23 protein-coding genes are annotated in these 25,886 nt (G+C 46.1%); 18 read left to right on the top strand and 5 right to left on the bottom strand.

Going from position 1 to position 25,886, the window contains the following annotated elements; genetic code table 11:
* The first annotated feature begins 23 nt into the window (after window positions 1-23).
* The 18 genes from pstC to rplT all read left to right on the top strand — a co-directional run bounded on the left by pstC (window position 24) and on the right by rplT (window position 19,271).
* Complete coding sequence (gene pstC / locus COP04_RS15460) at window positions 24-992, top strand: phosphate ABC transporter permease subunit PstC (protein WP_100488841.1); 969 nt, start codon at window positions 24-26, stop codon at window positions 990-992.
* Complete coding sequence (gene pstA / locus COP04_RS15455; RefSeq protein ID WP_100488840.1) at window positions 992-1,879, top strand: phosphate ABC transporter permease PstA; 888 nt, start codon at window positions 992-994, stop codon at window positions 1,877-1,879. Before pstC ends, pstA begins: the two co-directional genes overlap by 1 nt.
* A 13-nt stretch (window positions 1,880-1,892) precedes the next feature.
* Complete coding sequence (pstB, locus tag COP04_RS15450; protein ID WP_100488839.1) at window positions 1,893-2,705, top strand: phosphate ABC transporter ATP-binding protein PstB; 813 nt, start codon at window positions 1,893-1,895, stop codon at window positions 2,703-2,705.
* Window positions 2,706-2,859: 154 nt separating this feature from the next.
* A complete protein-coding gene (locus COP04_RS15445; RefSeq protein ID WP_100488838.1) occupies window positions 2,860-3,555 on the top strand; it encodes a response regulator transcription factor in 696 nt (231 codons plus the stop codon).
* Entirely contained in the window at window positions 3,536-5,251 is a 1,716-nt protein-coding gene (gene pnpS / locus COP04_RS15440) for a two-component system histidine kinase PnpS (protein WP_100488837.1), read from the top strand. Before COP04_RS15445 ends, pnpS begins: the two co-directional genes overlap by 20 nt.
* A gap of 66 nt (window positions 5,252-5,317) precedes the next feature.
* Window positions 5,318-7,951, top strand: a complete 2,634-nt coding sequence (gene polA / locus COP04_RS15435; RefSeq protein WP_100488836.1) for a DNA polymerase I — start codon at window positions 5,318-5,320, stop codon at window positions 7,949-7,951.
* 98 nt (window positions 7,952-8,049) lie between these two features.
* A complete protein-coding gene (gene mutM / locus COP04_RS15430) occupies window positions 8,050-8,886 on the top strand; it encodes a DNA-formamidopyrimidine glycosylase (RefSeq protein ID WP_100488835.1) in 837 nt (278 codons plus the stop codon).
* Window positions 8,883-9,482 carry a dephospho-CoA kinase gene (gene coaE, locus COP04_RS15425; RefSeq protein ID WP_193437480.1) on the top strand — a complete coding sequence of 200 codons (600 nt, stop codon included), beginning with the start codon at window positions 8,883-8,885 and terminating at the stop codon, window positions 9,480-9,482. The genes mutM and coaE overlap by 4 nt, the downstream gene beginning before the upstream one ends.
* A gap of 105 nt (window positions 9,483-9,587) precedes the next feature.
* Window positions 9,588-10,073 (top strand): transcriptional regulator NrdR, encoded by a 486-nt coding sequence (nrdR, locus tag COP04_RS15420; RefSeq protein WP_100488833.1) that lies wholly within the window; start codon window positions 9,588-9,590, stop codon window positions 10,071-10,073.
* 475 nt (window positions 10,074-10,548) lie between these two features.
* A complete protein-coding gene (locus COP04_RS15415; protein WP_100488832.1) occupies window positions 10,549-11,919 on the top strand; it encodes a replication initiation and membrane attachment family protein in 1,371 nt (456 codons plus the stop codon).
* Between the two features lie 26 nt (window positions 11,920-11,945).
* Window positions 11,946-12,878 (top strand): primosomal protein DnaI, encoded by a 933-nt coding sequence (gene dnaI / locus COP04_RS15410; RefSeq protein ID WP_100488831.1) that lies wholly within the window; start codon window positions 11,946-11,948, stop codon window positions 12,876-12,878.
* 178 nt (window positions 12,879-13,056) lie between these two features.
* Window positions 13,057-13,872 (top strand): putative sporulation protein YtxC, encoded by an 816-nt coding sequence (locus tag COP04_RS15405; protein ID WP_239984999.1) that lies wholly within the window; start codon window positions 13,057-13,059, stop codon window positions 13,870-13,872.
* 443 nt (window positions 13,873-14,315) lie between these two features.
* Window positions 14,316-14,468 (top strand): hypothetical protein, encoded by a 153-nt coding sequence (locus COP04_RS19745; RefSeq protein WP_157800337.1) that lies wholly within the window; start codon window positions 14,316-14,318, stop codon window positions 14,466-14,468.
* A 276-nt stretch (window positions 14,469-14,744) separates the two neighbouring features.
* Complete coding sequence (locus tag COP04_RS15395) at window positions 14,745-15,323, top strand: DJ-1 family glyoxalase III (RefSeq protein ID WP_100488828.1); 579 nt, start codon at window positions 14,745-14,747, stop codon at window positions 15,321-15,323.
* A 431-nt stretch (window positions 15,324-15,754) separates the two neighbouring features.
* The gene (thrS, locus tag COP04_RS15390; RefSeq protein ID WP_100488826.1) at window positions 15,755-17,686 is read left to right on the top strand and encodes a threonine--tRNA ligase; all 1,932 of its coding nucleotides are present in this window, start codon (window positions 15,755-15,757) and stop codon (window positions 17,684-17,686) included.
* Window positions 17,687-18,039: 353 nt separating this feature from the next.
* Complete coding sequence (gene infC / locus COP04_RS15385) at window positions 18,040-18,543, top strand: translation initiation factor IF-3 (RefSeq protein WP_157800404.1); 504 nt, start codon at window positions 18,040-18,042, stop codon at window positions 18,541-18,543.
* A 73-nt stretch (window positions 18,544-18,616) separates the two neighbouring features.
* A complete protein-coding gene (gene rpmI / locus COP04_RS15380; protein WP_100488824.1) occupies window positions 18,617-18,811 on the top strand; it encodes a 50S ribosomal protein L35 in 195 nt (64 codons plus the stop codon).
* Between the two features lie 106 nt (window positions 18,812-18,917).
* Window positions 18,918-19,271, top strand: a complete 354-nt coding sequence (gene rplT / locus COP04_RS15375; RefSeq protein ID WP_100488823.1) for a 50S ribosomal protein L20 — start codon at window positions 18,918-18,920, stop codon at window positions 19,269-19,271.
* Between the two features lie 276 nt (window positions 19,272-19,547).
* On the opposite strand, the gene COP04_RS15370 is transcribed toward rplT, so the two are convergent.
* The 5 genes from COP04_RS15370 to COP04_RS15350 form a co-directional block, all read right to left on the bottom strand.
* On the bottom strand, window positions 19,548-20,093 hold the full coding sequence (locus COP04_RS15370; protein WP_100488821.1) for a GNAT family N-acetyltransferase: 546 nt from the start codon (window positions 20,091-20,093) through the stop codon (window positions 19,548-19,550).
* Between the two features lie 73 nt (window positions 20,094-20,166).
* A complete protein-coding gene (locus COP04_RS15365) occupies window positions 20,167-22,044 on the bottom strand; it encodes an ABC transporter ATP-binding protein (protein WP_157800336.1) in 1,878 nt (625 codons plus the stop codon).
* Window positions 22,007-23,890 (bottom strand): ABC transporter ATP-binding protein, encoded by a 1,884-nt coding sequence (locus COP04_RS15360; protein WP_100488819.1) that lies wholly within the window; start codon window positions 23,888-23,890, stop codon window positions 22,007-22,009. Before COP04_RS15360 ends, COP04_RS15365 begins: the two co-directional genes overlap by 38 nt.
* 211 nt (window positions 23,891-24,101) lie before the next feature.
* A complete protein-coding gene (locus COP04_RS15355; protein WP_100488818.1) occupies window positions 24,102-24,830 on the bottom strand; it encodes a sensor histidine kinase in 729 nt (242 codons plus the stop codon).
* A gap of 1 nt (window position 24,831) precedes the next feature.
* Window positions 24,832-25,542, bottom strand: a complete 711-nt coding sequence (locus tag COP04_RS15350) for a LytR/AlgR family response regulator transcription factor (protein ID WP_100488817.1) — start codon at window positions 25,540-25,542, stop codon at window positions 24,832-24,834.
* Window positions 25,543-25,886: the final 344 nt, after the last annotated feature.

Here is a 25,886-nt window from a genome sequence, read left to right as displayed (position 1 = left end):
TAGTAGTAAAATGAGGTGTAGGGATGAAAATCAATAGGGCCGCAATCGCTCAAGCACCGGGAAAATCTCCCAAACCATCTTTATTGAGAGAAAAAGGGCTGGCGAAAGGCCTCATCGACCATTATAGTGAGACTAGAGGCAAAATAGTTATATATGGTAGCGCTCTTCTCATGATTATTGCGGTGGTTGCGATTACGCTATTTTTGACTGTACAGGGGCTTCGATCTTTTGTTGTCGACCATATAAATTTTTGGTCATTTATTACAGGCACAACATGGAATCCGGATCAATCGATAGCAGGAAAAGTTTCTTATGGAGCGTTCCCGTTTATTTTCGGCTCGCTAGCAGTAACGCTGCTTGCAGCTGTTTTCGCGACACCAGTAGCTGTTGGATGCGCCGTTTTCATGGCTGAACTGGCAAAAAAATGGGGCCAGAGAGTATTGCAGCCTGTGATAGAGATTCTTGTCGGCATACCCTCAGTTGTTTATGGTTTGATCGGCCTTACTGTTATTGTACCCTTCATGCGCGTGCATTTTGGAGGGTCCGGTTTTAATCTGCTTGCAGGTGCGCTGGTTGTCGGCGTTATGATATTGCCCACCGTTGCCAGCATTGCAGCCGACAGCCTGCGCGCGGTACCAGATACATTGCGTGAAGCATCTTATGCCATAGGCGGAACGAAGTGGCAAACCATCTGGCGGGTGGTCATCCCTGCAGCGGGTTCAAGTCTCGTCACAGCAATCATCCTCGGTATGTCAAGAGCTTTCGGAGAGGCGCTCGCTGTTCAAATGGTGATTGGCAATACGAATACGATGCCTCACTCTATTTTTGATCCGGCGGCTACTTTAACGACAATTATTACATTGAGCATGGGTGATACGACAGCGGGAAGCATACCGAACGATGTCCTCTGGACACTTGGACTGATTCTGCTTGTTATTTCCTATATATTTATTTTAATTATTCGGATGCTCTCAAGAAGGAGGAATGCGTGATGAGCAGCAAGGTGACGAATAGAATCGCTCTATCACTCATTGTTCTTTGTGCCGTGATCATGGCTGGTATTCTCGCAGCGTTGCTTGGCTATATATTAGTCAATGGTGTGACAAGTATTTCTTGGCATTTTCTTACTTCGGAGTCCAGTACATTCCAAGCGGGCGGCGGGATCAAGGATCAACTCTGGAATTCTTTTTACGTGTTGATTATTACGATGATTTTGACTGTGCCGATTGGGACGAGTGGCGGAATTTATCTTGCAGAATACGCTAGACCCGGCAAAATGACATCTTTCATCCGCTCTTGTGTTGAGGTGCTTGCATCTCTGCCTTCTATTGTTGTCGGTATGTTTGGGATGCTCGTTTTTGTAGATTATTTTCAGTTTCATTTTTCTGTACTTTCCGGTGCTCTTGCGCTCACCGTATTTAACCTTCCGGTAATTGTGCGTGTAACAGAAGACGGTTTCCGCTCTCTATCGTTACACCAGAAAGAAGGCGGCCTCGCGCTCGGCCTCACTCACTGGCACACGATTAAAACCATTCTGCTCCCGGCGGCTTTTCCGAGCATATTGACAGGAATCATTCTGTCTGCAGGCAGAGTATTCGGCGAATCTGCGGCTTTACTGTTTACAGCAGGCATGTCTACGCCAAGTCTGGATTTCACAAACTGGAATCCTGCTGCACCCACTTCGCCGTTAAACCTGTTCCGTTCAGCTGAGACACTTTCGGTTCACATTTGGGCTGTGAATACTTCGGGTATTATCCCAGACATTCAGACTGTTGCAAATGGGTCCGCTGCTGTCCTTGTTATCTGCGTTCTGCTGTTTAACCTGCTGGCACGTGCACTAGGAAAAGTAATCAATCAAAAATTATCAGGAAAATCATGAGGGGGAGTATTGAATGATGATTCAATTGGATACCAACATCGCAAACTTTGCCAAGGGTAAAAGCGAAGAGACACCGGTACAGATTGATGTTAAGGACGTTAATATTTATTACGGCAGCAATCATGCGGTTAAAGATGTGAATATGCCGATCCATGAAAAATCGATTACAGCGCTGATCGGCCCTTCAGGCTGCGGCAAGTCGACATTCATCCGCACGATTAACCGAATGAACGACTTGATACCAACCGCCCGATGCGAGGGCAATATTCTTTATCGTGATAATAATATTTTAAATTCAAAGATTGATGTTGTTCAGCTGCGTAAGGAAATCGGTATGGTTTTTCAGCAGCCCAATCCGTTTCCAAAGTCAATCAGTGAGAATATCCAGCTTCCTCTGAAGTTTGCAGGGATGCACAATAAAAAAATACTGAAAGAGACCACAGAAAGTTGCCTGAAGGAAGTCGGGTTATGGGATGAAGTGAAAAACCGTCTCGACCATTCGGCGACAGGTCTGTCAGGTGGGCAGCAGCAACGTTTATGCATTGCAAGGGCTTTGGCTTTAAAGCCAAGTGTACTCCTGCTCGATGAACCGACTTCAGCGCTTGACCCTGTATCTACTTCCAAAATTGAAGAACTCCTTCTTAAGCTGAAGGAAGAGTATACGATCGTTATCGTGACACATAATATGCAGCAGGCGGCTCGAATTGCTGACTATACAGCTTTCTTTTATCAAGGGGAGCTCGTTGAATTCGGCATGACGAAAGATTTGTTTACTAATCCGGGGAAAAAGAGTACGGCTGACTACATTTCAGGACGTTTTGGATGATTGATTGAACGTACTGTCCTCCAATGTCCGTGATAATCTGGTGTATTGCGATAGAGCAGAAATTGGCCTTTTTTAACCTGAAGATCTGCTGTATCTGTCTGCAGAAACAGATATGATCGTTAAAGGATTAAAAGGACAGGCAAGGAGGTTCGATATGCCAAAAAAGATACTGGTCGTTGATGATGAGCCATCCATTGTAACACTGCTTTCTTTTAATCTGAAGAAGGCCGGTTATGATGTGATTTCAGCCGGGACGGGCACAGAAGTTTTGCCTATCGTTCAGGAGCAGCGTCCGGATCTGATCGTGCTGGACTTGATGCTTCCGGAAATGGACGGGATGGATGTCTGCAAAAAGTTACGCCAGGAATTTATCTATGTACCGATTATTATGCTGACAGCCCGGGACGATGAGCTTGACAAGGTGCTGGGACTGGAGCTTGGTGCAGACGATTATATGACCAAACCCTTCAGCCCGCGTGAAGTTGTAGCACGGGTCAAGGCCATATTCAGGCGAACTGAGATGGGGCATCAGGAACAGAATGAAGTGCTTGTTTCCGGTGACCTGAAAGTCTACCCGAATAAGTTCGAGGCCATGTTCAAAGATAAAGAGATGCTTCTGACACCCAAAGAATTTGAACTGCTCGTCTATATGATGAAGCATAAGGGTAGAGTGCTGACACGTGAACAGCTGCTCAATGCAGTCTGGAATTATGACTTTGCCGGAGACACACGAATTGTAGATGTCCATGTCAGCCATCTGAGAGAAAAGATAGAAGACGTGACGAGAAAACCACTCTATATTAAGACAGTGCGAGGGTTGGGTTATAAACTTGAAGAACCAAAGAGTTGATTCAAGACTGTGGATTCGCTGGGGATTCGTAATTTTTTGTCTGCTTTTTATGATCTATGTTTCGGATCAGGTTATTCAGGTGGCCTGTGCACAGCAGGATCGAACACGAATGGAAGACCATTCGGAATGGATCGCGATTATGGCAGTTCGCAATGGAAAAATGGATGTGTCACAGATTCATGATGGATTAAAAGCATATGCTAAAAAAGAAAATCTTCGGATCAATATTTTTGATGCGGGGCGCCATATCAAGTATTCCTCTGCACCACTCAGTGAAACAGTTCTCTCTAAAAAATGGGAGACTTTCAGAGATACCGGAGATTCCGCAATTTACATAACGCCCATCAGAGCAGATCAGAAAACTGTAGGCTATCTGGAACTTAAAGGAACCAGAACAGTCATTGTCGGTTTGAACCTGCTCTATTGGTTTATCTTTCTTTTTGGCGTGGGTCTACTGTTCTATCGCGATTTTCTTGTACGCTCCTACAGAAACCCTATCCGCTTTGCTGCGAGAATGGCTGAAAATATTTTGGATGGAAAATATAATATGATTGCTTCTAATGATGAACCGCATGAAAGCGTGCTTCGGCTTAATCTGGCAATGAACCGGCTTTCAGAGTCCCTGCATGAAATCAGCCGGTCCTATGCCAATCAAAGAGACAGTATGGAAACTCTGATCGAAAATATTGGCAACGGCCTTATTTTCATTGATGGAAAAGGCAGGATAGAATACGTTAATCAGACCTTCAGAGACGATTTTAAAACAGAAGCTGCACATTGGGAACTGGCCGACTTTCACGAAGTCATTCCTTACGCCGAAGTCAATGAAATAATTGCCGAAGTATTCAGGTCAAGGGAAAGGATGGCGCGTCAGCTCCAGCTCTATGTCCACATCGAACGCAAGCATTTCGATGTATCCTGTGCGCCAATCCTTGATAGACAAAAAAATGTCAGGGGTATTGTCGTTGTTTTTCATGACATCACGGGCATTAAGAAACTTGAAAATATGCGCAAAGATTTTGTGGCAAATGTTTCCCACGAACTGAAAACGCCAATTACATCCGTGATCGGTTTTACTGAGACTCTCCTGGATGGAGCAAAAGATGACAAAGAGATGGAGGAGCAGTTTCTGAATATTATGCTCCATGAAGCAAAACGGCTTCAGAGTCTGGTTAAAGATTTGCTTGAACTCTCAAAGATTGAGCGTGAGCATTTCTCCATCGACTGGCAGACGATTTCACTCTCGAAATTAATGGACGCCGCGCTGCTGATTTTTAAAGAAAAGGCAGAGAAAAAAAATATTAAAATCAACAGACTCCGCAGTGATGAAGGTTGGGCGCTTGGCGATCCATACCGTATACGTCAGATCATGATTAACCTAATCACAAATGCTATTTCTTACACACCGGAAAATGGGACAATCACTCTGTCGGTCACTGAGACTGCAAAACACTCAAAATTTATCATTTCAGATACGGGCATTGGTATTGAAAGGGATCAGATTCCAAGAGTTTTTGAGCGCTTTTACCGTGTGGACAAAGCGAGAAGCAGGGATTCAGGCGGAACGGGACTTGGCCTGGCTATTGTCAAGCACCTCGTAGAAGCGCATGAAGGTCAGATCGATGTTGAGAGTGAGCCGGGAAAAGGAACGACCTTCGTGATCTCTTTCAAGAAAACAACACCGCCGATTGGATAAATCACTTTTCTTGCTTTAAAATAAGAGAAAAGGATTGTGTGATGTTGAGTTTCCGGGAGGACAGTCATGAAGAAACTTGTTTTAATTGACGGCAATAACGTCGTTTACCGCGCTTTTTTTGCACTCCCTCTGTTAAGCAATAACCAAGGGATGTATACAAACGCAATATATGGATTTACAACGATGCTGATGAAGATAATTGCCGAGGAGAAACCAACACATCTCCTGGTCGCTTTTGATGCAGGCAAAACGACTTTCAGACATGAAACTTTTAAAGATTATAAAGGTGGGAGACAGAAAACGCCTCCTGAGCTCTCTCAGCAGTTTCCCTTCGTTTATCAATTATTGGATGCAATGGGGATCAGGCACTATGAACTGGAGAACTATGAGGCTGATGACATTGTCGGCACATTGTCGAAAAGAGCGCGGCAGGAAGGTTATGCCGTCCGGATTGTGACAGGGGACAAAGATTATCTTCAGCTTGTCGGTGAGCACGTCAATGTATCGCTGATCAAAAAAGGGATAACTGATACCGTCGACTATGATATCGATCAGGTTCGTGAACGATATGGCATTGAACCCGAGGGAGTCATTGATTTAAAAGGACTGATGGGCGACGCTTCCGACAACATTCCGGGTGTGCCCGGGATAGGTGAGAAAACGGCTGTTAAGTTGCTTGGACAATTTAAAACAGTAGAAGGCGTCTACGCGCGGATTGATGAAGTCTCCGGGAAGAAGTTGAAAGAGAATCTCGAAAACAATCAGAAGCAGGCGCTGATGAGCAAAAAAATCGCAACGATTGACCGTGACTCGCCGATTGCTGTTACAGTTGAAGACTGCATTTTTGAAAACAAAGCAACCCCTGAGCTAACCGACTTGCTTCATGAACTGGGCTTTCAGTCACTGCTGGACAAGCTGGCTGGCGCGCATTCCACAAACCAGGAAGGGCAGAGTGCGGCAGATGTTAAAGTTACACCTGTTGACGGATTCAACCGTGAGCAGCTGACGTCACCCGGCGCACTGATTGTCGGTATGCTTGATGAAAATTATCACTATGGAAAAATTACCGGTTTTGCGGTGTCAAATGAAACCGGCACGTATTTTATACAAACGGAAAAGGGGTTGCGGGACCAGAATTTCAAGGAATGGCTTTCTGACAGTTCGCGCGAAAAGGTGGTTCTCAGCAGCAAACAGGCTGAAGTGGCACTGAAGTGGCAGGGCATTCAACTGAACGGCGTATCGTTTGACACGCGCCTCGCCTCCTATCTGATCGATCCCTCCGAAGCAGGCATGGATCTGGCACTTCTTGCCGGAAAACGCGGTATATCAGGCCTTGAAACAGATGAAGCCTTTTATGGAAAAGGCGCGAAACGCCAAGTACCGGAGGGGGATGCTCAGGCACAGCATCTGGGAACAAAGGCGGATGCACTGCTGAAGCTGGAACCGAGGTTGCTTGAAGAACTGAAGGAAAACAAACAGGAACAGTTGCTTTTTGATCTCGAAATGCCTTTGGCCAGAGTTTTGTCCAAAATGGAATTTACCGGCGTTAAAACAAGCAGAGAAACGTTAAGAGAAATGGGCGAGGAACTTGACCGGACGCTTAGCGTCATTGAGCAGGATATATACCAAATGGCGGGAGTCACATTCAATATCAATTCACCCAAACAATTGGGTGAAATTCTGTTCGAAAAATTACAATTGCCAACCATAAAAAAAACGAAAACCGGCTACTCAACGGCGGCCGACGTGCTGGAAAAGCTCAAAGGGCGGCATGAAATCATCGACCGGATCCTTGATTTCCGGCAGCTTGGCAAACTGAAGTCAACTTATGTTGAAGGGCTTCTTAAGGTCATCCATCCGGGGACCGGAAAAATCCATACGTGCTACAATCAGGCGCTGACGCAAACCGGACGTTTGAGTTCAACAGATCCGAATCTGCAGAACATTCCAATCCGTCTGGAGGAAGGGCGCAAGATACGCAAGGCGTTCCTTCCGTCAGAACCGGGCTGGCAGATATTTTCGGCTGATTATTCGCAAATTGAATTGCGTGTGCTTGCCCACATTGCCGACGATGTAAAGCTGCAGCAGGCATTTATTGACGGAATGGATATTCATACAAAAACCGCGATGGATGTATTTGGTGTGGCAAAAGAGGAGGTCACGCCTCTGATGCGTCGGCATGCAAAAGCAGTCAATTTTGGCATCATTTACGGGATCAGTGATTATGGTCTCTCCCAGAACATTGGGATTACACGGAAAGACGCCGCCCGATTTATTGAAACGTATCTGAGGAGCTATCCGGGCGTCAAACAATACATGGAACAAATCGTGAAAAAAGCCCGGAAAGATGGATTCGTGACTACACTTCTGAACAGGCGTCGCTATCTTCCGGATATCAACAGCCGCAATTTCAATACACGCAGTTTTGCTGAGCGGACGGCCATGAATACTCCGATTCAAGGCAGTGCTGCCGACGTCATTAAGCTGGCGATGATTCAGATGGACCGACGTTTGAAAGAAGAGCAGCTGAAGTCAAGAATGCTGCTTCAGGTGCACGACGAACTGATCTTTGAAGTGCCTGAAGATGAACTCGGAATTATGGAACAGATTGTTCCGGAGGTTATGGGGAACGCCATTCATTTGAAAGTGCCGCTTAGCGTTGAATGTGCCTATGGATCAACCTGGTATGATGCAAAATAAAAAACGACTGCAAAAAAAGCGGGAAACAGCTGCATCATCTGCGGCTTTTTCTCTTTTTTACTCTCTATAGTAAATAAAAATTAAAGGGGATATTTTTTGTGCCGGAATTGCCTGAAGTAGAAACTGTCAAGCAAACATTGAATGAGCTGGTGATCGGAAAAACGGTCAAGAATGTAGAAATTCTCTGGCCCAATATCATCCGCAGGCCGCGCGATGTTCAACAATTCGCTCGTTTGCTTACAGGTGAGACGTTACACAATGTTGGGCGGAGAGGCAAGTTCCTGCTGCTCTGTTTTGACAGTCAGGTTGTGGTTTCACATCTGCGGATGGAAGGAAGATACAGATTGGAACGAGAAGATGTTCCTGTCGACCGGTATACGCATGTCATTTTTCATTTTACGGACGGGACGGCACTCCGCTATCGCGATGTCCGCAAATTCGGCACGATGCATCTGTTCCGGAAGGGTGAAGAATGGAACAGCCTTCCGCTTAAAAAGCTCGGTCCTGAGCCCTTCTCTCCTGAATTTTCTATTCCTGCCCTGACAACCGCCTGCCGTGGAACGAAAAGGTCCGTCAAACCCCTGCTGCTTGATCAGAGGGCTGTTGTCGGACTTGGAAATATATATGTTGACGAATCATTGTTCCGCGCCCGGATTCATCCGCTGACTCCGGCCGCAGAACTTTCGGATTCCGAGATTTCCGCTTTACGTCAGGCGATTGTTAACGTATTGGGTGAAGCGGTTGAGCTGGGCGGAAGCAGTGTCCGGACTTTTGTAAACAGCCAGGGTCATATGGGCCTTTTTCAGCAGAAGCTGGAAGTATACGGCCGTGAAGGAATGCCCTGTGTCCGCTGCGGCACTGCGATTGAAAAAATGAAAGTTAATGGCCGCGGTACACATTTCTGCCCGAAATGCCAGAAGAGAAGGAAAAAATAATGCTGAAAATCGGACTGACCGGAGGGATAGCCAGCGGCAAAAGCACTGTATCGGACTGGCTGAGAAACCACAACTATCATTTGATCGATGCCGACCGGATCGCTCGCGATGTTGTTATCCCCGGCAGCGAAGGGCTGAGACGGATTGCCGCCGTCTTTGGTGACAGGATCTTGCTTGAAGACGGAAGATTGAACCGCTCGAAGCTGGGCAACCTGATTTTTCATAATGAGGATCAGAGGAAAAATCTGAATCGGATGATTCATCCGCTGATTCGCACTGAGATGCGTAAGCAGCTTAAATTACTTGAAACTCTGGGGGCTCCTGTTGTGTTTCTGGATGTGCCGCTTTTATTTGAAGGCTCGTTTGAAGGTTGGACTGACAAAACGATCGTTGTTTATGCCACAAAAGACAACCAGATTCAGAGGCTGATGACCAGAAATAGTTTGACAAAGGCCGAAGCGCTGTCACGGATTAACACCCAGATGCCATTGGAGGAGAAGAAAAAGCGAGCGAGCGCGGTGATCGATAACAACGGAACAATTCGGGAAACTGAGGAACAACTGGTGAAACTGTTAAAACAATGGATGATCATGTGACAGATCGTTTAGATTTTAAACTCTTGGCCAGGCGGCCGCTTTTCATCCGGCCTCTGTTAGGATAAAATAAAATTATCATCCAAAACTGCGATTGAGGTGGGAATTATGCGCTGTCCAAGCTGTAAAAAAGATGGGACCAAAGTTCTGGACTCTCGTCCTGTGAACAGTGGAAGGGCGATCCGCAGACGGAGAGAATGCGAGTACTGCCACTATCGCTTTACTACATTTGAAAAAGTAGAAGAAATTCCGCTTGTTGTTGTAAAGAAAGAAGATGCCCGTGAAGCATTCAGCCGGGATAAAATATTGCGCGGATTAATTAAAGCCTGTGAAAAGCGCCCGGTTCCGCTTGAAGAGCTGGAACGTATTGCCAATCGAGTGGAAAAAGCGCTTCGTGATGAAGGACGTTCTGAAGTCAGGAGCCATGAAATCGGTGAACTGGTTATGAATGAGCTGGCAAAGGTGGACGAGGTTGCGTATGTGCGCTTTGCGTCGGTTTATCGGCAGTTTAAGGACATTAATGTCTTCGCACGGGAAATTCAGGAACTTAAGGACCAACTGGAAACAGAAAAAAACAACAGAAAAAACTCATAAAAGAGCCTGTTTAAAAAAGTGACGAGGGAGAACAGTCGCGGGCCAAAAATGCAACATCGTGTTACAACGCCTGCACCAGGTCATCCATGACCGTCGGAAGGTGGAGGCAGCGAAGTTGCGAGGGCCGGAGCGTAGATTGACGCTACATGAACTGGCACAGGATGTGCTGATTTCTGCGTTGTACACAGGACGTGTACGTATTAGCGAAAGATCCTTTTCCTATTAGCAGAAGATCCTTTTAACTGAGGAGGGCGTTGAGATTCGCCGCTGATCATTCGATGACTTTTTACGCCGCCTAAAAGAGTTTTTTCGAAGGGATGACGGAGAATTCGCTGCTAATCATTTAGTAGCTTTTTGAAGAAATTCGAAAATAAAATTGCCCGGGCTTAAACGTTTTTGGATTAAAAAGGCTGCGGGAATTTCGGGTTTTTCCAGATGCAGTTAATAACTGAGCTATAAAAAAGGGGGAACAGGCATGATTCAATCCTGGAAGGAGGTGCTGCCGGGTGACCGGTATGAAGTCAGGGCAGCAAGCCTGCTTTATTTTTATGATCAGAAAATCATTACCTGTCTCTATCAGCCGCTCATTGGAATCGAGGCAACCAGTTTGTACTTTACTTTCTGGCAGGAAAAAGATGCACAGGACGGTCATTTTTCAGTGACCCATCACCAGCTGATGGGGTTCATGAATCTTTCACTGGACCGGATACTGAAAGCCAGGAAGAAACTTGAAGCCGTCGGGTTGCTTCGGACATTGAAGAAGAAGCATTCAGATTCCGGCTTGTTTATTTATCAAATCCTTCCACCTCTGAAACCGGAACAGTTTTTTCATGATGATTTGCTCAGTACTTTTTTGTATCATCAGGTCGGTCCACGGGACTTTGAACGGCTCAGTAATCTTTTTATTGATAAAACACGCCCTGAAGATGATTTCGAGGATCTTTCTGTTTCTTTTGATGAAGTATTTGAGTCCGTGCCCACCAGCGAAGCCAATGAGGAGCGGCAGCTTGATCCCGGTGGCCTGAGCTGGGAAAAGCGCGGTAAATCAGGGGCGATACGCTTTAGAAAGCCCTTTGATTTTAAGGCCTTGAAAGGGTATCTCTCAGATGCTATCCTTCCGGAAGACGCGCTGGACGATAAGATCCGTTCCGCCGTTGAAAAACTGGCTTTTGTTTATAATACCGATCCCTTTGATATGAGTCGCGCGATTGAAACTGCATCGCTTCACACAGGAGTGGTTGACATTGATGCGTTGAGAAAGGAAGTACGTGATTTCTATCGCCTGGAACACGGTACCGATGAAATGCCGTCCCTTTATGAACGGACACAGCCGGCAAGAGATCGTGAAATGGACGGCAAAAAACCGCAAAACGAGGAAGAACAACTGATTGCCTGGTACGAGACAAGTTCCCCGTATCAGCTGCTCGAACAGCTGGGACATGGAAGCAAACCGCAGCTTCCGGACCTGCGCCTGATCGAGAATCTAATGTTCAGTACGAAACTGAACCCGGGCGTGATCAATGTTTTAGTTGATTATATCGTGCAAGTGAACCATAACAATTTAAACAAGTCATTCGTTGAAAAAATTGCGGCGCAGTGGTCGAGGGCGAATGTCCGGACTGTACGTCAGGCCATGTCGATAGCCCGCGATGAGAAACGCAAACGTCAGGCTCAGGTGCCTAAAAAAAATACGACGGCGACAGGGCGCAAAACAGCGGATCGCGTGCATCAGGAAGTTGTTCCGGAATGGATGAATGGGAAGCAGAGCAGTAAGCTATTGGAAGTGCCTGATGAAGAGGCAGAAAAAAGGGCAAAATGGCTTGACGATTATTTAAACAGTATCTGAATTACGAATGACAAGGGGGTGAGGAAATGGAGCCGATTAAATCGCTGATTCAAGACGTAGCTGATCAGCAGGCAATTCAAGCCGAACGTGATCGCATCATGATAAAAATTAAAGAAAATCCCAGAGTCCTCAGTTTTGCTGAGCAAAATCCGCAAATGGGCAGGAATGAGTGGGAAAGGCATCTTTCCAGGCTCTATCAGTTTACCGAGGAATGGGAACATTGTGATCACTGCCCCGGTCTTGACCACTGCCCCAATATGATGGCCGGTTACAGACCGCTTCTGCTGAATGATAAGGGCAGCCTGACGTTGACCTTTACCCCTTGTCCGTTGTTGCTCGAAAGTGAAGTCCGAAAGCGTCAGAGTGACTTGATCAGAAGCTATTACGTTCCTAAGGATATTCTGCAGGCAACATTTAAAAGTATCGACAAGCTTGAAAGAGGGCGTCAGCTGGCGCTTAAGGCGGCCGGCGATTTTGTCCGTTCTTATCTCAGCAAACCTGAAGCGGCAAAAGGGCTGTATCTCTGCGGGCAATTCGGTGTCGGAAAAACGTACCTAATGGGAGCAATCATGAACAGCCTTGCCGAAAGCCGGCACATTGCTTCATTGATTGTTTACACACCCGATTTTTTCAGAGAGATCAAGGGTGCCATTCAGGATAATACGGTGGACAAGAAACTTGATGTCCTGAAAAAGGTGCCTGTATTGATACTTGATGATATTGGTGCGGAGACCATGACCCCGTGGATTCGTGATGAAGTGCTTGGCAGCATTCTGCAATATCGCATGATGGAGCATCTGCCAACTTTATATACTTCCAATTTTAATTATGATGAACTTGAAGACCACTTTTCTTATTCTCAAAAGAGTGGCGTTGAGAATGTAAAAGCGAAGCGTCTTATGGAGCGGATCCGCCATTTCACAACGCTTGTGAAAATGGAGGGAGCGAACCGCAGATAACTGCTTTTTCTTAAATCAATCCCAGGCCCTCAGACCGAAATTTGTTTTTTGGCCATCATTCAAGTCGATGAGAGAAAAGATTTTTTCACTGGAACAGGTCATTCAGCGCATGATCCGGAACTTTCCCCCATATAGTGGTTATAAAGAATAGGACGGGGAGGATAAGCGATTGGAGATCGTGTTTGAAACGACACAGGAAGCAGTGGACCTTTACAGACAACTGCCCGCCGCACTTCGGCAGGAGGCCAGTGCTCTCCTGATCAACAGCCGACTGGTGATATTTCCCGCTACAGCAGCGGATTATGGGGAACTGGCTTTTTTAATATCTCGTTATATTATTGAAAGATTTGAAAGAAAATGGTTGCTTGAAATTATTGAAAAGCATTACTTCTTCACGGAGCCTGAAGAAAAAATTGAGATTCTGAGCATTATTACGGCAATTTTTGCCGGAGAGAAAAGCGACCTGCCACAGACCGGGACACTTCCTGACAGACGGCAACTGATCATTAAATCCATGGAGGGTATCCTTTCAGATCACAGCACTTTTACTTTTCAGTCCATCCTCCGCTTCAGGCTGACTGCTTACCGTGATGTACTCCGCCAATTTGTGGAGATTGCTATTGACGAATACAAGCTTGAACAGGAATATCAGGTTTTTATCGATAAGCTGCGGCGGATTATCCGTGCTTATCGTCCTCTCTGTGATAAAATCGAGGTATTTGATGAACACCCTTTCAGACTTTTTGATGACAAGCATCGGCTGATCAAAAATGTCCAATCCGTCCGTTCTTTCTATCCATTGCTCAAGCAGTGGGGCATTGAGGCGGAGCCGTCGATTATACTGACGCTGATCGCTCTGGCACCGAAGCAGGTGATTGTTTACACAGACCGCCCAGAGCATAGCATCATGCGGACACTGCACCAGGTTTTTGAAGATCGTGTGTGCTTTCTTCCCGGCAGTTTTCATGCAGAAAATGAGGCGGGGTATCAATAATCCGGGCTAAATAAGCTTTACAAAGAAAAGTTTTCCATATATACTGTAGAAGTATGATTTAAGAACTTTAAGGAGGCATCAGGATATGTTGACGATTAACAAAACAGTTCATTCATTTTCAACAATTGCATATCGTTTTCTGATGGCCTCGGCAATGACACTTTCACTTCGTTAATTTTTAAATTTTGAATATGAACTGAAACCAACCGCAGGTCAAAAGCTGACTGCGGTCTTTTTGTGCCCTTTTATAAAAAGACTGCTCAGGCTCACTGTCCTGCGGCTTTTTTGCGTATAAAGCTGTTCCTTTCCGGAGCACTTTTATATAAATATAAATTTAATTGGGGGAGACAAACATGCAAACATTGCTTACAAGGGAAAATAGCATTATTGCAGGGAACGGGTTCTTAAAAGAAACAATTCCGCGACAGGAAGGAGGGTTACGTATGCTAAGTATCAACTTATTTGCGCTGAATCTGACTGTCTCAGTACGGCAGCAGAAACTATCGGGCAGCCGTTACGAGGATCTTCAGCGGATCAAATCAATGAGCGATGAAATACTGACCAGGCGTATGGTATATTCCCGTTATATCCACTAATTTCGGGCAGAGAAAAAATAAGTCTACAGGAGGAGAAGAAAATGATGATAAAACTTGAAACAAAAGAAACAGGCGGGATTAGACCAGACCAAAGTATTCTGATTCAGTAATTGCCGGCAGTCAATAGACTGTCGGCTTTTTTTACACCCTGGAGACAGCGTAATCGTCTTTTCTTGGACTGTTAATTAACATAACCTCAGTACCGGATCTTTGTCAGGCTTCTCATGGTTATGCTACGATAGGAGCAGTTGAAATTCTTTATTGGGGGCGATGGACGTGAAGCGGATTCTGGTCTTGCTCGCGGAAGGTTTTGAAGAAACAGAAGCGGTTACGGCGATTGATGTGCTGCGCAGGGGAGGCGTCGAAGTGGTGCTCTGTTCGCTTGGCGGCAAACTTGTTGAGGGATCGCGGCATATTGTGATACAGGCGGATACAACGATTGAGGACGACGGGCTGACTGACTTTGACGGAATCTATCTTCCCGGCGGTACTAAGGGCGCGACGACACTGAGGGATGATGAACGGGCTCAGAAGCTGATTCGTTTTTATAAAAATAACGGGAAAAAGGTTGCCGCAATTTGCGCGGCACCGATTGCCCTTGAACGCGCTGGGGTATTGAAGGGCGAGACAGTAACAAGTAATCCGGATTTTCGCAGCCATATCAAAGATGCAGACTATTCGGAGGACCCGGTTGTTGTCTCCGGCAATATTATCACGTCGCGGGCTGCGGGCACGACGCTCCCGATCGGGCTGGAAATTCTTCGCCAGCTTGATCTGGAAAAAGAGGCGGATCAGGTTAGCCATGCCATGCTTTTTGACTTTCTGATGGATCATCATGATAAAGTCAAAGCTTGAACTTTTAATGGCCGTGCTGGGCGGGCTTGATTTTCATCGGCGGACGTCCTATAATCGATTTATACTTTGATAGAAGATCGGTGAAGATGAGGACATGAATTTTTCGGTGCCGTTTTCAGAGAGGGGACGTTGGTGGGAGTTTCCGGCGGCAGGAAGAATTTACCACCTCTGAACTTTGGCGGAGAACCTAAGTACCTGCCAACGGGTTTTTTCCGTTATCAAAATCTTGAGCTGTGTCAGCATGATACAAGCGGCATGACAAAAATTTTTGTTAGCCTGCAGTATCCGGCTGCGCAGGAACAAGGGTGGAACCACGAGAAAGCACTCGTCCCTTTTGGGAACGGGTGCTTTCTTTTTGCATTTTCGCGATTTCACCAATCACCTATTCTTTCAAAGAAATCGCCGAAACAAATACAGAAGGGGTGTTACTTATGTCGGCCATTCACATTACATTTCCTGATCAAAGTGTCAAAGCATTCGAGTCCGGAGTGACCACCGAAGATATTGCCGGTTCAATCAGCCAAGGGCTGAAGAAACAGGCGCTTGCCGGAAAATTCAATGGTCAGTTTATCGATTTGAGGCATCCACTGGAAGAAGACGGAACGCTGGAAATTTTAAAAGCTGATGATCCGGAAGTTCTGCAGATCATGCGCCATACCACAACGCATGTAATGGCGCAGGCGATCCGCAGAATTTATGGCAAGATTCAGCTGGGCGTCGGACCTGCGATCAAAGACGGGTTCTACTATGACATTGATCTGGATCAGAATCTGACACCTGAAGATTTGCCGAAAATTGAGAAGGAAATGAAGAAAATCATTTCAGAAAACCTGGAAATCAGGCGTGAAGAAGTCAGCCGTGAGGAAGCGATCCGCCGCTTTAAAGAGGCAGGGGATGAACTGAAGATAGAATTGATCCGCGATATCCCGGAAGGTGAGAAGATTACAATCTATTCGCAGGGCGAATACTTTGACCTGTGCCGCGGCCCGCACCTGCCGTCAACCGGAAAAATCAAAGCGTTCAAACTGATGACTATTTCCGGTGCATACTGGCGCGGCAACAGCGATAATCAAATGCTGCAGCGCATTTACGGAACGGCATTTTTCAGCCAGAAGGATCTGGACAGCTACATTCATTTCCGCGAGGAGGCACAGAAAAGAGATCATCGCAAGCTTGGCAAGCAGCTCGAACTTTTCATGTTTTCTGAAGAGGCGCCCGGCATGCCCTTCTATCTGGCGAACGGACAGATTATTCGCACGGAGCTGGAAAATTTCTCACGCGAGCTGCAGCGTCAGGATGATTATGAAGAAGTGCGCACGCCTCTGATGATGAATCAGAGGCTCTGGGAGAACTCCGGACACTGGGATCATTATCATGAAAATATGTACTTCACAAAAGTGGACGATGTTAATTATGCGCTGAAGCCAATGAACTGCCCGGGTCACATGCTCATCTATAAAGATACGCTGCATTCCTATCGCGATCTGCCGATACGCATTGCTGAATTCGGTCAGGTTCACCGCCACGAACTCAGCGGAGCGCTGAACGGTATGCTTCGTGTCCGCACATTCTGTCAGGACGACGCGCATATTTTCGTTCGCCCGGATCAGATTGAAAGTGAAATTAAGAATATCTTCAGGCTGATCGGCAAAATTTACAGTACATTCGGTTTCGAGTATACGGTTGAGCTTTCTACCCGCCCTGAAGACCACATGGGAAGCATTGAAATGTGGGATCAGGCGGAGGCTGCTTTGAGCCGCGTGCTGAAGGCGATCAACATGCCGTACACAATTAACGAAGGCGACGGTGCTTTCTATGGTCCGAAGATTGATTTTCACATTAAGGACGCGATTGGGCGGAGCCACCAGTGCGCGACGATTCAGCTCGATTATCAAATGCCGGAAAAATTTGATCTCACCTACATTGATGAGAATAACGCAAAGGTACGCCCGGTTGTTATTCACCGTGCGATATACGGCTCGCTTGACCGATTCTTCGCAATACTGATCGAGCATTTTGCAGGAGCGTTCCCAACCTGGCTGGCGCCTGTTCAGGTTGAATTGATTCCGGTTGCGGACGTGCACTTGGACTATGTCTCTAAACTCGAACATGATCTGAAAATGGCCGGTATCCGCGTGCACGCTGATCGTCGTGCGGAGAAACTTAATTATAAGATCCGGGATGCTCAGACACATAAGATTCCGTATACGCTGGTCATTGGCGATCATGAGATCGAAGACAACACGCTCAATGTCCGTAAATACGGAGAAAAAGAAACAAATACAGTTCCATACGAAGCATTCAAAACTCAGATACTCGAAGAAATTAAAAATCGGATAACGAAAAAACCTGTTGTCAAATAATCGGGAAACAGATATTGGCTGACACGCTCAAATAATGAATCTTTGAGAATGGTGTGAAAAAAATTTCGCATCTCTTCTTTACAAATGCAACTTTTTTCTCTACAATGAGAAAGTGCTGATCACAGCCTTGCCATATGAGCATTGACATGCTATAGTGAATAGGTTAATGAATAATGAGTAAAAGCAGAGGCGCCCGGCTTCTCACCTGAACGATGCAGAAATGTTGTTGTCAGGTTTGAATATTTGACTGAATTAATGATGCGGGCGTTTGTGTGCCTGCATCTTTTGTTATGTTCTTACAGCCAAAGGCTTTGCTCAAATTAATCTGGAGGTGGCTCAATATTAGCAAAGACATGATTGTCAACGAGGGGATCCGTTCTCAGCAAGTTCGTCTGATTGGTCAGAATGGGGAACAGATTGGCATTAAGACCAAGGCGGAAGCTTTGGTGATGGCTCAGAATGCCAATCTTGATTTAGTCATGGTGGCTCCCGGTGCGAAACCGCCGGTATGCCGCATTATGGACTATGGCAAGTTCCGTTTCGAACAGCAGAAAAAGGATCGGGAAGCCCGTAAAAATCAAAAAGTAATCAGCATCAAAGAAATTCGTTTAAGCCCAAGCATTGAGGATCATGACTTTAATACCAAAATGCGCAATGCGAAAAAGTTTCTTGAAAAGGGCGACAAAGTCAAGGTATCGGTTCGGTTCAGGGGACGTGCAATCACGCACTCTGATCTTGGACGCCAGGTTCTTGAAAAACTCGCTGAAGAATGTGCCGAAGTCAGTGTCGTTGAGGCCAGGCCAAAAATGGAAGGCCGTAGCATGTTCCTTGTGCTGGCCCCGAAAGCCGAGAAGTAAAACAGCAATTATTGGAGCAGGAGGCAAAGGTTTCATCGGCTGCTTTTAGCCAGCTCCGTCGGGAGGAATTTTCATGCCAAAAATGAAAACGCACAAAGGTGCCGCAAAACGCTTCAAGAAAACAGGTACCGGAAAAATGAAACGGAACCACTCATATACAAGCCATATGATGATTCACAAGTCTCAGAAACAAAAGCGCAATCTTCGCAAGAGTGCCATCGCAACATCTACTTTAGCGAAAAAAGTCAAAAAAATGATCAACGCTTAATCAAAAGAACACAACAAGATTTGTTATATTTTTTTATGTTCGTCCGAAAGGGAGAACAGCTTTTTTCCCGGATGTTTCGGACGACCTATTTTAGGAGGTTTTTACAATGGCAAGAGTTAAAGGTGGATATGTGACTCGGCGCAGACGCAAAAGAGTGCTCAAACTTGCGAAGGGTTATTTCGGCGCAAAACATAAATTATTCAAAGTAGCTCAGCAACAGGTCTTCAAATCCCTTACTTACGCTTATCGTGATCGTCGTCAGACAAAGCGTAATTTCCGCAAACTGTGGATTGCGCGTATCAACGCTGCGGCGCGTATCAACGGCCTGTCTTACAGCAAATTGATTTACGGACTGAAAACAGCCGGCATTGAAGTTAACCGTAAGATGCTGGCCGACTTGGCTGTTCATGACGAAAAAGCATTTGCAACGCTCGCTGAAAAAGCTAAAGCTGCAAAATAATAGAAATAAATGGATCATAAATGAGAGCCTGCTTAGCTTAAGCGGGCTCTCATTCACGTTTTTTTAAAACACGGACATCATAGACTTGAAGATCAAGCGAGTCATGTCCCCCGAAGCTAATCGTGTAAGGAAAATAACAGTGATAAATGATTTTTCTGTGCAGCGACCGATTTCTTATTGTGAGGCAACATATTTTTATGGCTGAGGGCAACGGCAGAGCGCGCTCCTTCTTTGCCAATTAGTTGTGCTTCAGAGCTAAGAAAAATAGCTATATTGTCAGTCCTGGTTCAACGCTTCCCATTCTGAACGTAAAATACCCATGATCAGACGATCATAGAACTTTCCATCGCGGTTCACGGCGGCGCGCATTTTCCCCTCGTGCCGAAATCCGGCTTTCTCATAAGCCCGGATAGCACGTGTATTATATTCAATGACATCCAGACCAACACGATTTAAATTCAGTTCATGAAAAGCATAGCGAAGAATGATTTTCAAGGCATCTGTTCCATAGCCTTTATTGCGGTTTTGGGATTCTCCGATGCCGATTGCCAAAAGCCCTGAATGATTATTCCATTCTATACTGTGAAGGGCCACGAAGCCGATCAGGTCATCCTTGTCAATCGTCCGCAGTCTGAATTCAATAGAAGTGGATTCATTGTTTTCTTCCGCTTCCAGCTGGTTTTTCGATTTGGGAAGAGCGATATCTGTATCCACGTTGCGAAGATATTCCGCATCTTCATACCACCGGACCATGACATCAATATCGTCAGTTCTTCGGGCGGCAAGCCGCACTAGACTGCCGTAAAAAAGGCTGTCACTCATAAAATAACTCATCCCCATCTTTAAAATCCTATACTATGAAAACAATATCATAAATTTTTATGGGCGAAAACAATCAACTGGAAAAAGCTCGTTTATCATCTTTATAATACTGTGCCTGCGCCTGCCACAGCGCGTAGTACTGGCCTTTTTCATCATGAATCAATTCGTTATGACTGCCATGCTGAATCATTTCACCCTTGTTGAACACGAGAATAGTGTCGCAGAAACGGCAGGAAGACAGCCGATGCGAAATATAGATGGCCGTTTTATTACCGACAATTTTCTGGAATTTGGAATAGATATCGTATTCTGCCACAGGATCCAGCGCGGCAGTCGGTTCGTCAAGAACAACAAAAGGGGCATTTTTATAAAGCGCACGGGCAATCGCAATTTTCTGAGCTTCACCGCCGGAGATTTCAACGCCGCCGTCATCGATCTTATAAAGAGGCGTGTCCAGACCTTTAGCCATCTTTCGGATACGTTCACCGACACCGGCCTCATCCAGGCAATCCATCGCGCGTTTCCGGTCGTAATTCACATCTGCTGCGACATTCTGGCCGGCAGAGAAGGCGAACAGCCGAAAGTCCTGAAAAACAACGGAGAAAAGACTTAGGTATTCCTGATAATCATATTTCTGTATATTGATCCCATTGAGCAGAATTTCGCCTTCCTGGGGATCATAGAGGCGGCAGAGCAGTTTGATGGCTGTCGTTTTTCCTGATCCGTTCCTGCCGACGACCGCGAGATGCTGCCCGATCTTTATTTTTAGTGAAAGATTTTTCAGGGCATACGTCTTGGCGCCTGGATACGTGAAGGACACATTCCGAAATTCTATTTCATAATCGTTGTCCGTCCGTTTTTCGACAGGCAGTGTGCCGTTGTATTTTGGATTCGGTGTATCAAGAAAATCAAAATAAAGTTTGATGTAATCGAGATTCTGCCAGCTGTCAGCCGCCGATGTGATTAACTGTGAAAAACCGGCAGTGAATTGGCTGATCGCCCCGACGTACTGAACGACCGAGCCGATGCTGATCAGGCCGACCAGCGCCTTTATGCCGACGAACAGATAAACGAATCCGCTGATCAGCGAGGAGATGGCGGCACTGATGCCAAAGAAACGGCTCTGCATTTTTGAAGCATCGATGCAGAAAAGCCGGAGAAATTTTTGATTAAAATGATAATAGGCCTGGTCGATCAGTTTTTGCTGCTGATAAATCCGGACATCCTTTCCCGAATGGTGATCTTCCATTAACTTGCAGTAAAACGAAAAAGCACGATTGATCGGCATCATGCCGTCCATTTTTTTGAAAACTACTTTGCTGAACCGGGAATTCGACATAACCGAATAAGCGGATGAAAGTATAATTAGCCCCAAAAACAGCAGAGACAGCCAAGGTGAATCGAAAAAGGAGTGGGATCTGGCTGAAGAAACAATAAAGAGAGGAAAGGCGAGCACGATTGAAAAAATAACGGCACAGAGATTGGAAATGAACAGATCTGTCAGCTCCGGAAGCTGCCAGATTCCTCTCATGCTCATGTTGCAGGCTTCATCGATTTTCTGTTTCTTCAGATGGAAATCGGGTTTCTCCACATTCTCATAATCGGTGCTCAGAATCAATTGATCGAGCTCGTTAAAACCATGATAGTATAGCTGGTACGTGCCCATGTCTTTAATCCGTTCCATCGCTTTTTGCGTGAGGAAAATAATCAGATTCAGAGAAACTGCAACGCCGACATACCAGGCAAGCCGGGTAATCGATCGTGCGCCAAAAAGTTCATCAATTATTCGTGCCGTTAAAAAGATTGTGATAAAAGGGCTGAATGATTTCAGCAGAGCTCCGGCGACGGTCGCCGGAAGCAGGGAAGGGATCTTCCGCTGGATCAGTCCCAGACTGTGCCAAAGAATGTGAAGTTTATTTTTTACTACAGATGCATGTACTGATTGATTCATAAGCTTCACCTCCGGCTGCTTTTTCTGCGACATGATCCTGATAGTAATGGCTCTGGATCGCGAATAATCGCGCATATTTTCCGCTCTGTTTCATCAGTTCGTCATGTGTTCCGGATTCGGCGATCTTGCCGTCCGACAGGAAAATAATCCGGTCACAGAATCGGGTGCTCGACAGCCTGTGAGAAATAAACAGTGATGTTCTCCCCGATGCAAGTGTTCCATAGCGCTGGTAGAGCTCGTTCTCGGCAATCGGGTCGAGCGCGGCGGTTGGTTCGTCAAGTATCAGAACGGGAGACTCTTTGTACAATGCACGCGCGAGCAGTAATTTCTGAAGCTCCCCGCCGGAGAACTGCACAGCGCCTTCATTCACTTCCTTGACCATCATTGCATTCAGCCCGCCTGGCAGACTGTCTATTTTTTCTTTTAATCCGGCAAGCTGCAGACAACGATTGATTTTATCAAAATCAATCGGCTGGTTCAGCCGGGGTGCAATGTTGCGTGCAATGGAAACCGGAAGTATATGGATATCCTGAAAAACTGCAGTGAACAGCTTGTAATAGTTATCTCTGTTGAAAGTGGCCATATCTTTGCCATCGATAAGAATCCGTCCGGATGTCGGATGATAGAAACCGCACAACAATTTGATACACGTCGTTTTTCCGGCACCGTTCAGGCCGACAAGAGCAATCTTCTCGCCCGCACGGATATGCAGGCTGACATCGTCGAGAATTTTTCTATCTCCCCCGGGATAGGAAAATGTGACATGATCAAACGTTATTGAACAGGGCCATTTTTCTTTTTCAGGAAGAGGGGTTCCCTTGCCGCGATTGAAATGATCTTTGATGTCCAGATAACCGCGGACGTCGCAGATTTCCAGGCTCATGTGCTGGACCTTCGAGAGCTGGTCCGTCAGACCGGTGAGCCAGGTCGAAAATCCGGCAATTGTTCCGAAATAGAGGGTAAAATTTGCGACTGTCATCCGGCCGTTCAGAACAAGATATAGCAAGTAAGCATAGGCCAGACTATCCCGGCAAAGTGCCATGATTCCGACTGCACCGTCGGCCAGATAATGGCGAAGGGCGATGCGCTGGAGCCAGAGGGTGCGTTCGGCCATCAGTGAGCCGAACCGTTGTCCGAACCAGCGGGTCATCCGGTAAAGACGCAGGTCTTTGCCGGATGAAAAATCGTCGCACTTGTCAATCAGATAATCCAGCTTTTTTTCAATTGGTGTCCAGTCGTCTTTGTGCCAGTGCTCATAGTTTTGAGCGTGCCGCGAGAATAAAAAACCGACCGCTGCGGTGCCTAGCAGAAAAGCGATAATCAGCGGATTTAATGCAGCGAGTACGCCCCCGTAAAGCACGATACCGAAAAGATTGGCGGCCAGCAGGATCAGTGCATGAACGATCGCTTCAGTTCCCTTACTGTTGGAATTCGTCGCCTGGTGGGCTTTTTCCAGCTTATTCTGCCCTTCCGGACTTTCCAGGTTTTCATAGTCTGTGTCCATGATTTTGCGATACATCAGCACAATATAATTGGTTCGGATGGACGTTACATTCCATCTAATCCACCCGTCCAGAGACTGGCTGATCACATTGCAGGTGATAATACCCAGCGTCGCCAGTCCAATCACTGCTGCAAATTGCCAGGGGCTCACTTTTTCGGTCAGGCAGTCAATGACGAGTTTTGGCATCAGAATGCCTAGAAAAGGCAGGAAGACGAGAACGGGAACACGCGTAACGCAAGCAAGAAACAATTTCTTGTTCCAGTGCCATAAATTTTTAAGAACATAGCCGACATTTTGAAATGTGGAATATGCGGGCTTGGCATTCGTTTTTTGTGCCTTCAAAAGAATCAGCTCCTTATGGTCTTACTGTAGCATGCGGCCTGCCGGATATAAGAAAACGTGCACGAATGGTATGGAATCGCGCACGAACGGTTATTTTTATTAAAAAGGGGTTTTATTCACCTTCTGTGTTTCAGTCAAAGCGGGGCCAGATCAGCTTGCTCCCATCAGATTGGTTACAGCAGAAGTACAAATATTCCCCTGCTACAAGTTGTTACAGCGGAAGCATCACCTCGGTTGCAAAGACACCGGGTTCATTCTGGCGGTTGAGGTACCCGTGATATTTTTTAACTAGGGTGTCGATTCGCTTCAATCCGAATCCATGCCCGTTGCCTTTTGTGGTCAGATAGTTTCCGGCTCGGATTTTTTTCATCTCGCCGGCTGAATTTGTGACAGATATGTAAAGTTGTCCCTTGAATACACCAATATAGATCCGGATAAAGCGATCTTCAATCTGTGTTACTTTTTCACAGCCCTCCATTGCGTTATCGAGCAAGTTGCCGATGATGCTGCACAGGTCGTATTCATTGACGGAGAGTGAGGCGGGGACTTGCGCTTTGGCATTGACCTTGATCCGATAGACAGCCATCAATGAGAGCTTGCTGTTCAGAATGGCGTCCAGCCTAATATTCCCTGTTTTAATGACGGTGTCCACCGTCTGCAGATCATGATCCAGCATGTCGAGGTAGTCTTTCAACTCATCCAGCTGTTCCATTGCCAGATGCGCTTTCATCACTTGAATATGGTTATGGTAGTCATGGCGCCAGCCGCGCATTTTCATATAGATATTCTGAACTTCCTCATAATGCTTGGCCAGGAGATCGTTCTGGTACCCGGCAATGCGCTTGTCAATATGGCGGGAAATGCCGCTGCTGATGATCCGGTATAATATGGCGGCTAAAATGACAGCGGCGGGAGGGACCAGTATCCATAAATAGATCATATTACTGTGCCCCCTTGAAAAAATCGATGAAAGCTTGATTAGCGGCCTGATAGCGGCGCCTGCTAACGGGTATCAGAAGTCCATTATCAAGGATCATTTCATTTTTTCCAAATCTTCGGATATAGTTAAGCCCGACCAGATAAGAACGATGCGGGCGGAAAAATAAGGCAGGCTCAAGCGCTCTTTCCAGTTGAGCTATGTTCAGATTTATTTTATAACGCTGAGTCACAGTTGTTATTTCGACTGAGTGGGCAAATGCTTCAGCACAGATGATCTCATCCTGACGAATACGGATCATTTCACTCTCTGATTCAAAGAGCAGCATCTTCGGCTCAATCTTCATTCTTTTTGAGGCTCTATCCAGGCAGGAAAAAAGTTTCTCTTCTTTTACAGGTTTGATCAGGTAATGAAGCGCGGAGACTTCGTAACCTTCATTCATGTAGTCCGAATAACCTGTGATAAAAATGATTGCCAGCCATTCATCGCTTTGACGTATGGTCCGGGCCAGATCCATACCGTTCAGTCCGGGCATCTGAATATCGAGCAACAGTGCATCGTAGCTTTTATCTGCTTGCCATGAAAAAAGGAACCTTTGAGCACTTGCAAAAGTTTCAACGACCGTGTGTCCATCGCTCTGTTCCGCCCACTTATGCACAAGTGAGGCCAGGTAGTCGCGCTGGGTTTTGTCATCGTCACAGACCGCAATTTTCATCGTTGTCAGACCCTAACTATGAATTGATAAGTCTATCATACATGATTCAAAATTAATCAGCCAAGAGACATAAGATGGAGGCGCGATCGGTCTGTCGGCTGAGCTGCTTCAATGCACGTCCGGATTGACGCGTTATAACATGAGCGATATGCTTCATTTATAAGGTTAAGTTTTAAAGAGGTGACGATCATGTATTGCTATCATCGAAACGTACCGGATTCAATGTATTATGACGAACGTCTTGTCTTGCATCTGTTGATGAGAAAATCTGCACCCTTTTTCAGAAGCGCAGATCGATTTGCGGTGAGAATCCCGGACTTCCGGGTGAAGCCCTTCTGCAAAAC

Source organism: Sporolactobacillus pectinivorans, from assembly GCF_002802965.1.
GTDB lineage: Bacteria > Bacillota > Bacilli > Bacillales > Sporolactobacillaceae > Sporolactobacillus > Sporolactobacillus pectinivorans.
This window is presented reverse-complemented; position numbering and strand designations above follow the sequence as displayed.

Coding starts and splice junctions, on each gene's coding strand:
- thrS (WP_100488826.1), top strand. CDS start 15,755: ATGTCGGCCATTCACATTACATTTCCTGATCAAAGTGTCAAAGCATTC.
- dnaI (WP_100488831.1), top strand. CDS start 11,946: ATGGAGCCGATTAAATCGCTGATTCAAGACGTAGCTGATCAGCAGGCA.
- COP04_RS15415 (WP_100488832.1), top strand. CDS start 10,549: ATGATTCAATCCTGGAAGGAGGTGCTGCCGGGTGACCGGTATGAAGTC.
- pstC (WP_100488841.1), top strand. CDS start 24: ATGAAAATCAATAGGGCCGCAATCGCTCAAGCACCGGGAAAATCTCCC.
- COP04_RS15445 (WP_100488838.1), top strand. CDS start 2,860: ATGCCAAAAAAGATACTGGTCGTTGATGATGAGCCATCCATTGTAACA.
- COP04_RS15365 (WP_157800336.1), bottom strand. CDS start 22,044: ATGAATCAATCAGTACATGCATCTGTAGTAAAAAATAAACTTCACATT.
- infC (WP_157800404.1), top strand. CDS start 18,040: ATGATTGTCAACGAGGGGATCCGTTCTCAGCAAGTTCGTCTGATTGGT.
- polA (WP_100488836.1), top strand. CDS start 5,318: ATGAAGAAACTTGTTTTAATTGACGGCAATAACGTCGTTTACCGCGCT.
- COP04_RS15370 (WP_100488821.1), bottom strand. CDS start 20,093: ATGAGTGACAGCCTTTTTTACGGCAGTCTAGTGCGGCTTGCCGCCCGA.
- COP04_RS15355 (WP_100488818.1), bottom strand. CDS start 24,830: ATGATCTATTTATGGATACTGGTCCCTCCCGCCGCTGTCATTTTAGCC.
- pstA (WP_100488840.1), top strand. CDS start 992: ATGAGCAGCAAGGTGACGAATAGAATCGCTCTATCACTCATTGTTCTT.
- nrdR (WP_100488833.1), top strand. CDS start 9,588: ATGCGCTGTCCAAGCTGTAAAAAAGATGGGACCAAAGTTCTGGACTCT.
- rpmI (WP_100488824.1), top strand. CDS start 18,617: ATGCCAAAAATGAAAACGCACAAAGGTGCCGCAAAACGCTTCAAGAAA.
- rplT (WP_100488823.1), top strand. CDS start 18,918: ATGGCAAGAGTTAAAGGTGGATATGTGACTCGGCGCAGACGCAAAAGA.
- pstB (WP_100488839.1), top strand. CDS start 1,893: ATGATGATTCAATTGGATACCAACATCGCAAACTTTGCCAAGGGTAAA.
- COP04_RS19745 (WP_157800337.1), top strand. CDS start 14,316: ATGCTAAGTATCAACTTATTTGCGCTGAATCTGACTGTCTCAGTACGG.
- COP04_RS15350 (WP_100488817.1), bottom strand. CDS start 25,542: ATGAAAATTGCGGTCTGTGACGATGACAAAACCCAGCGCGACTACCTG.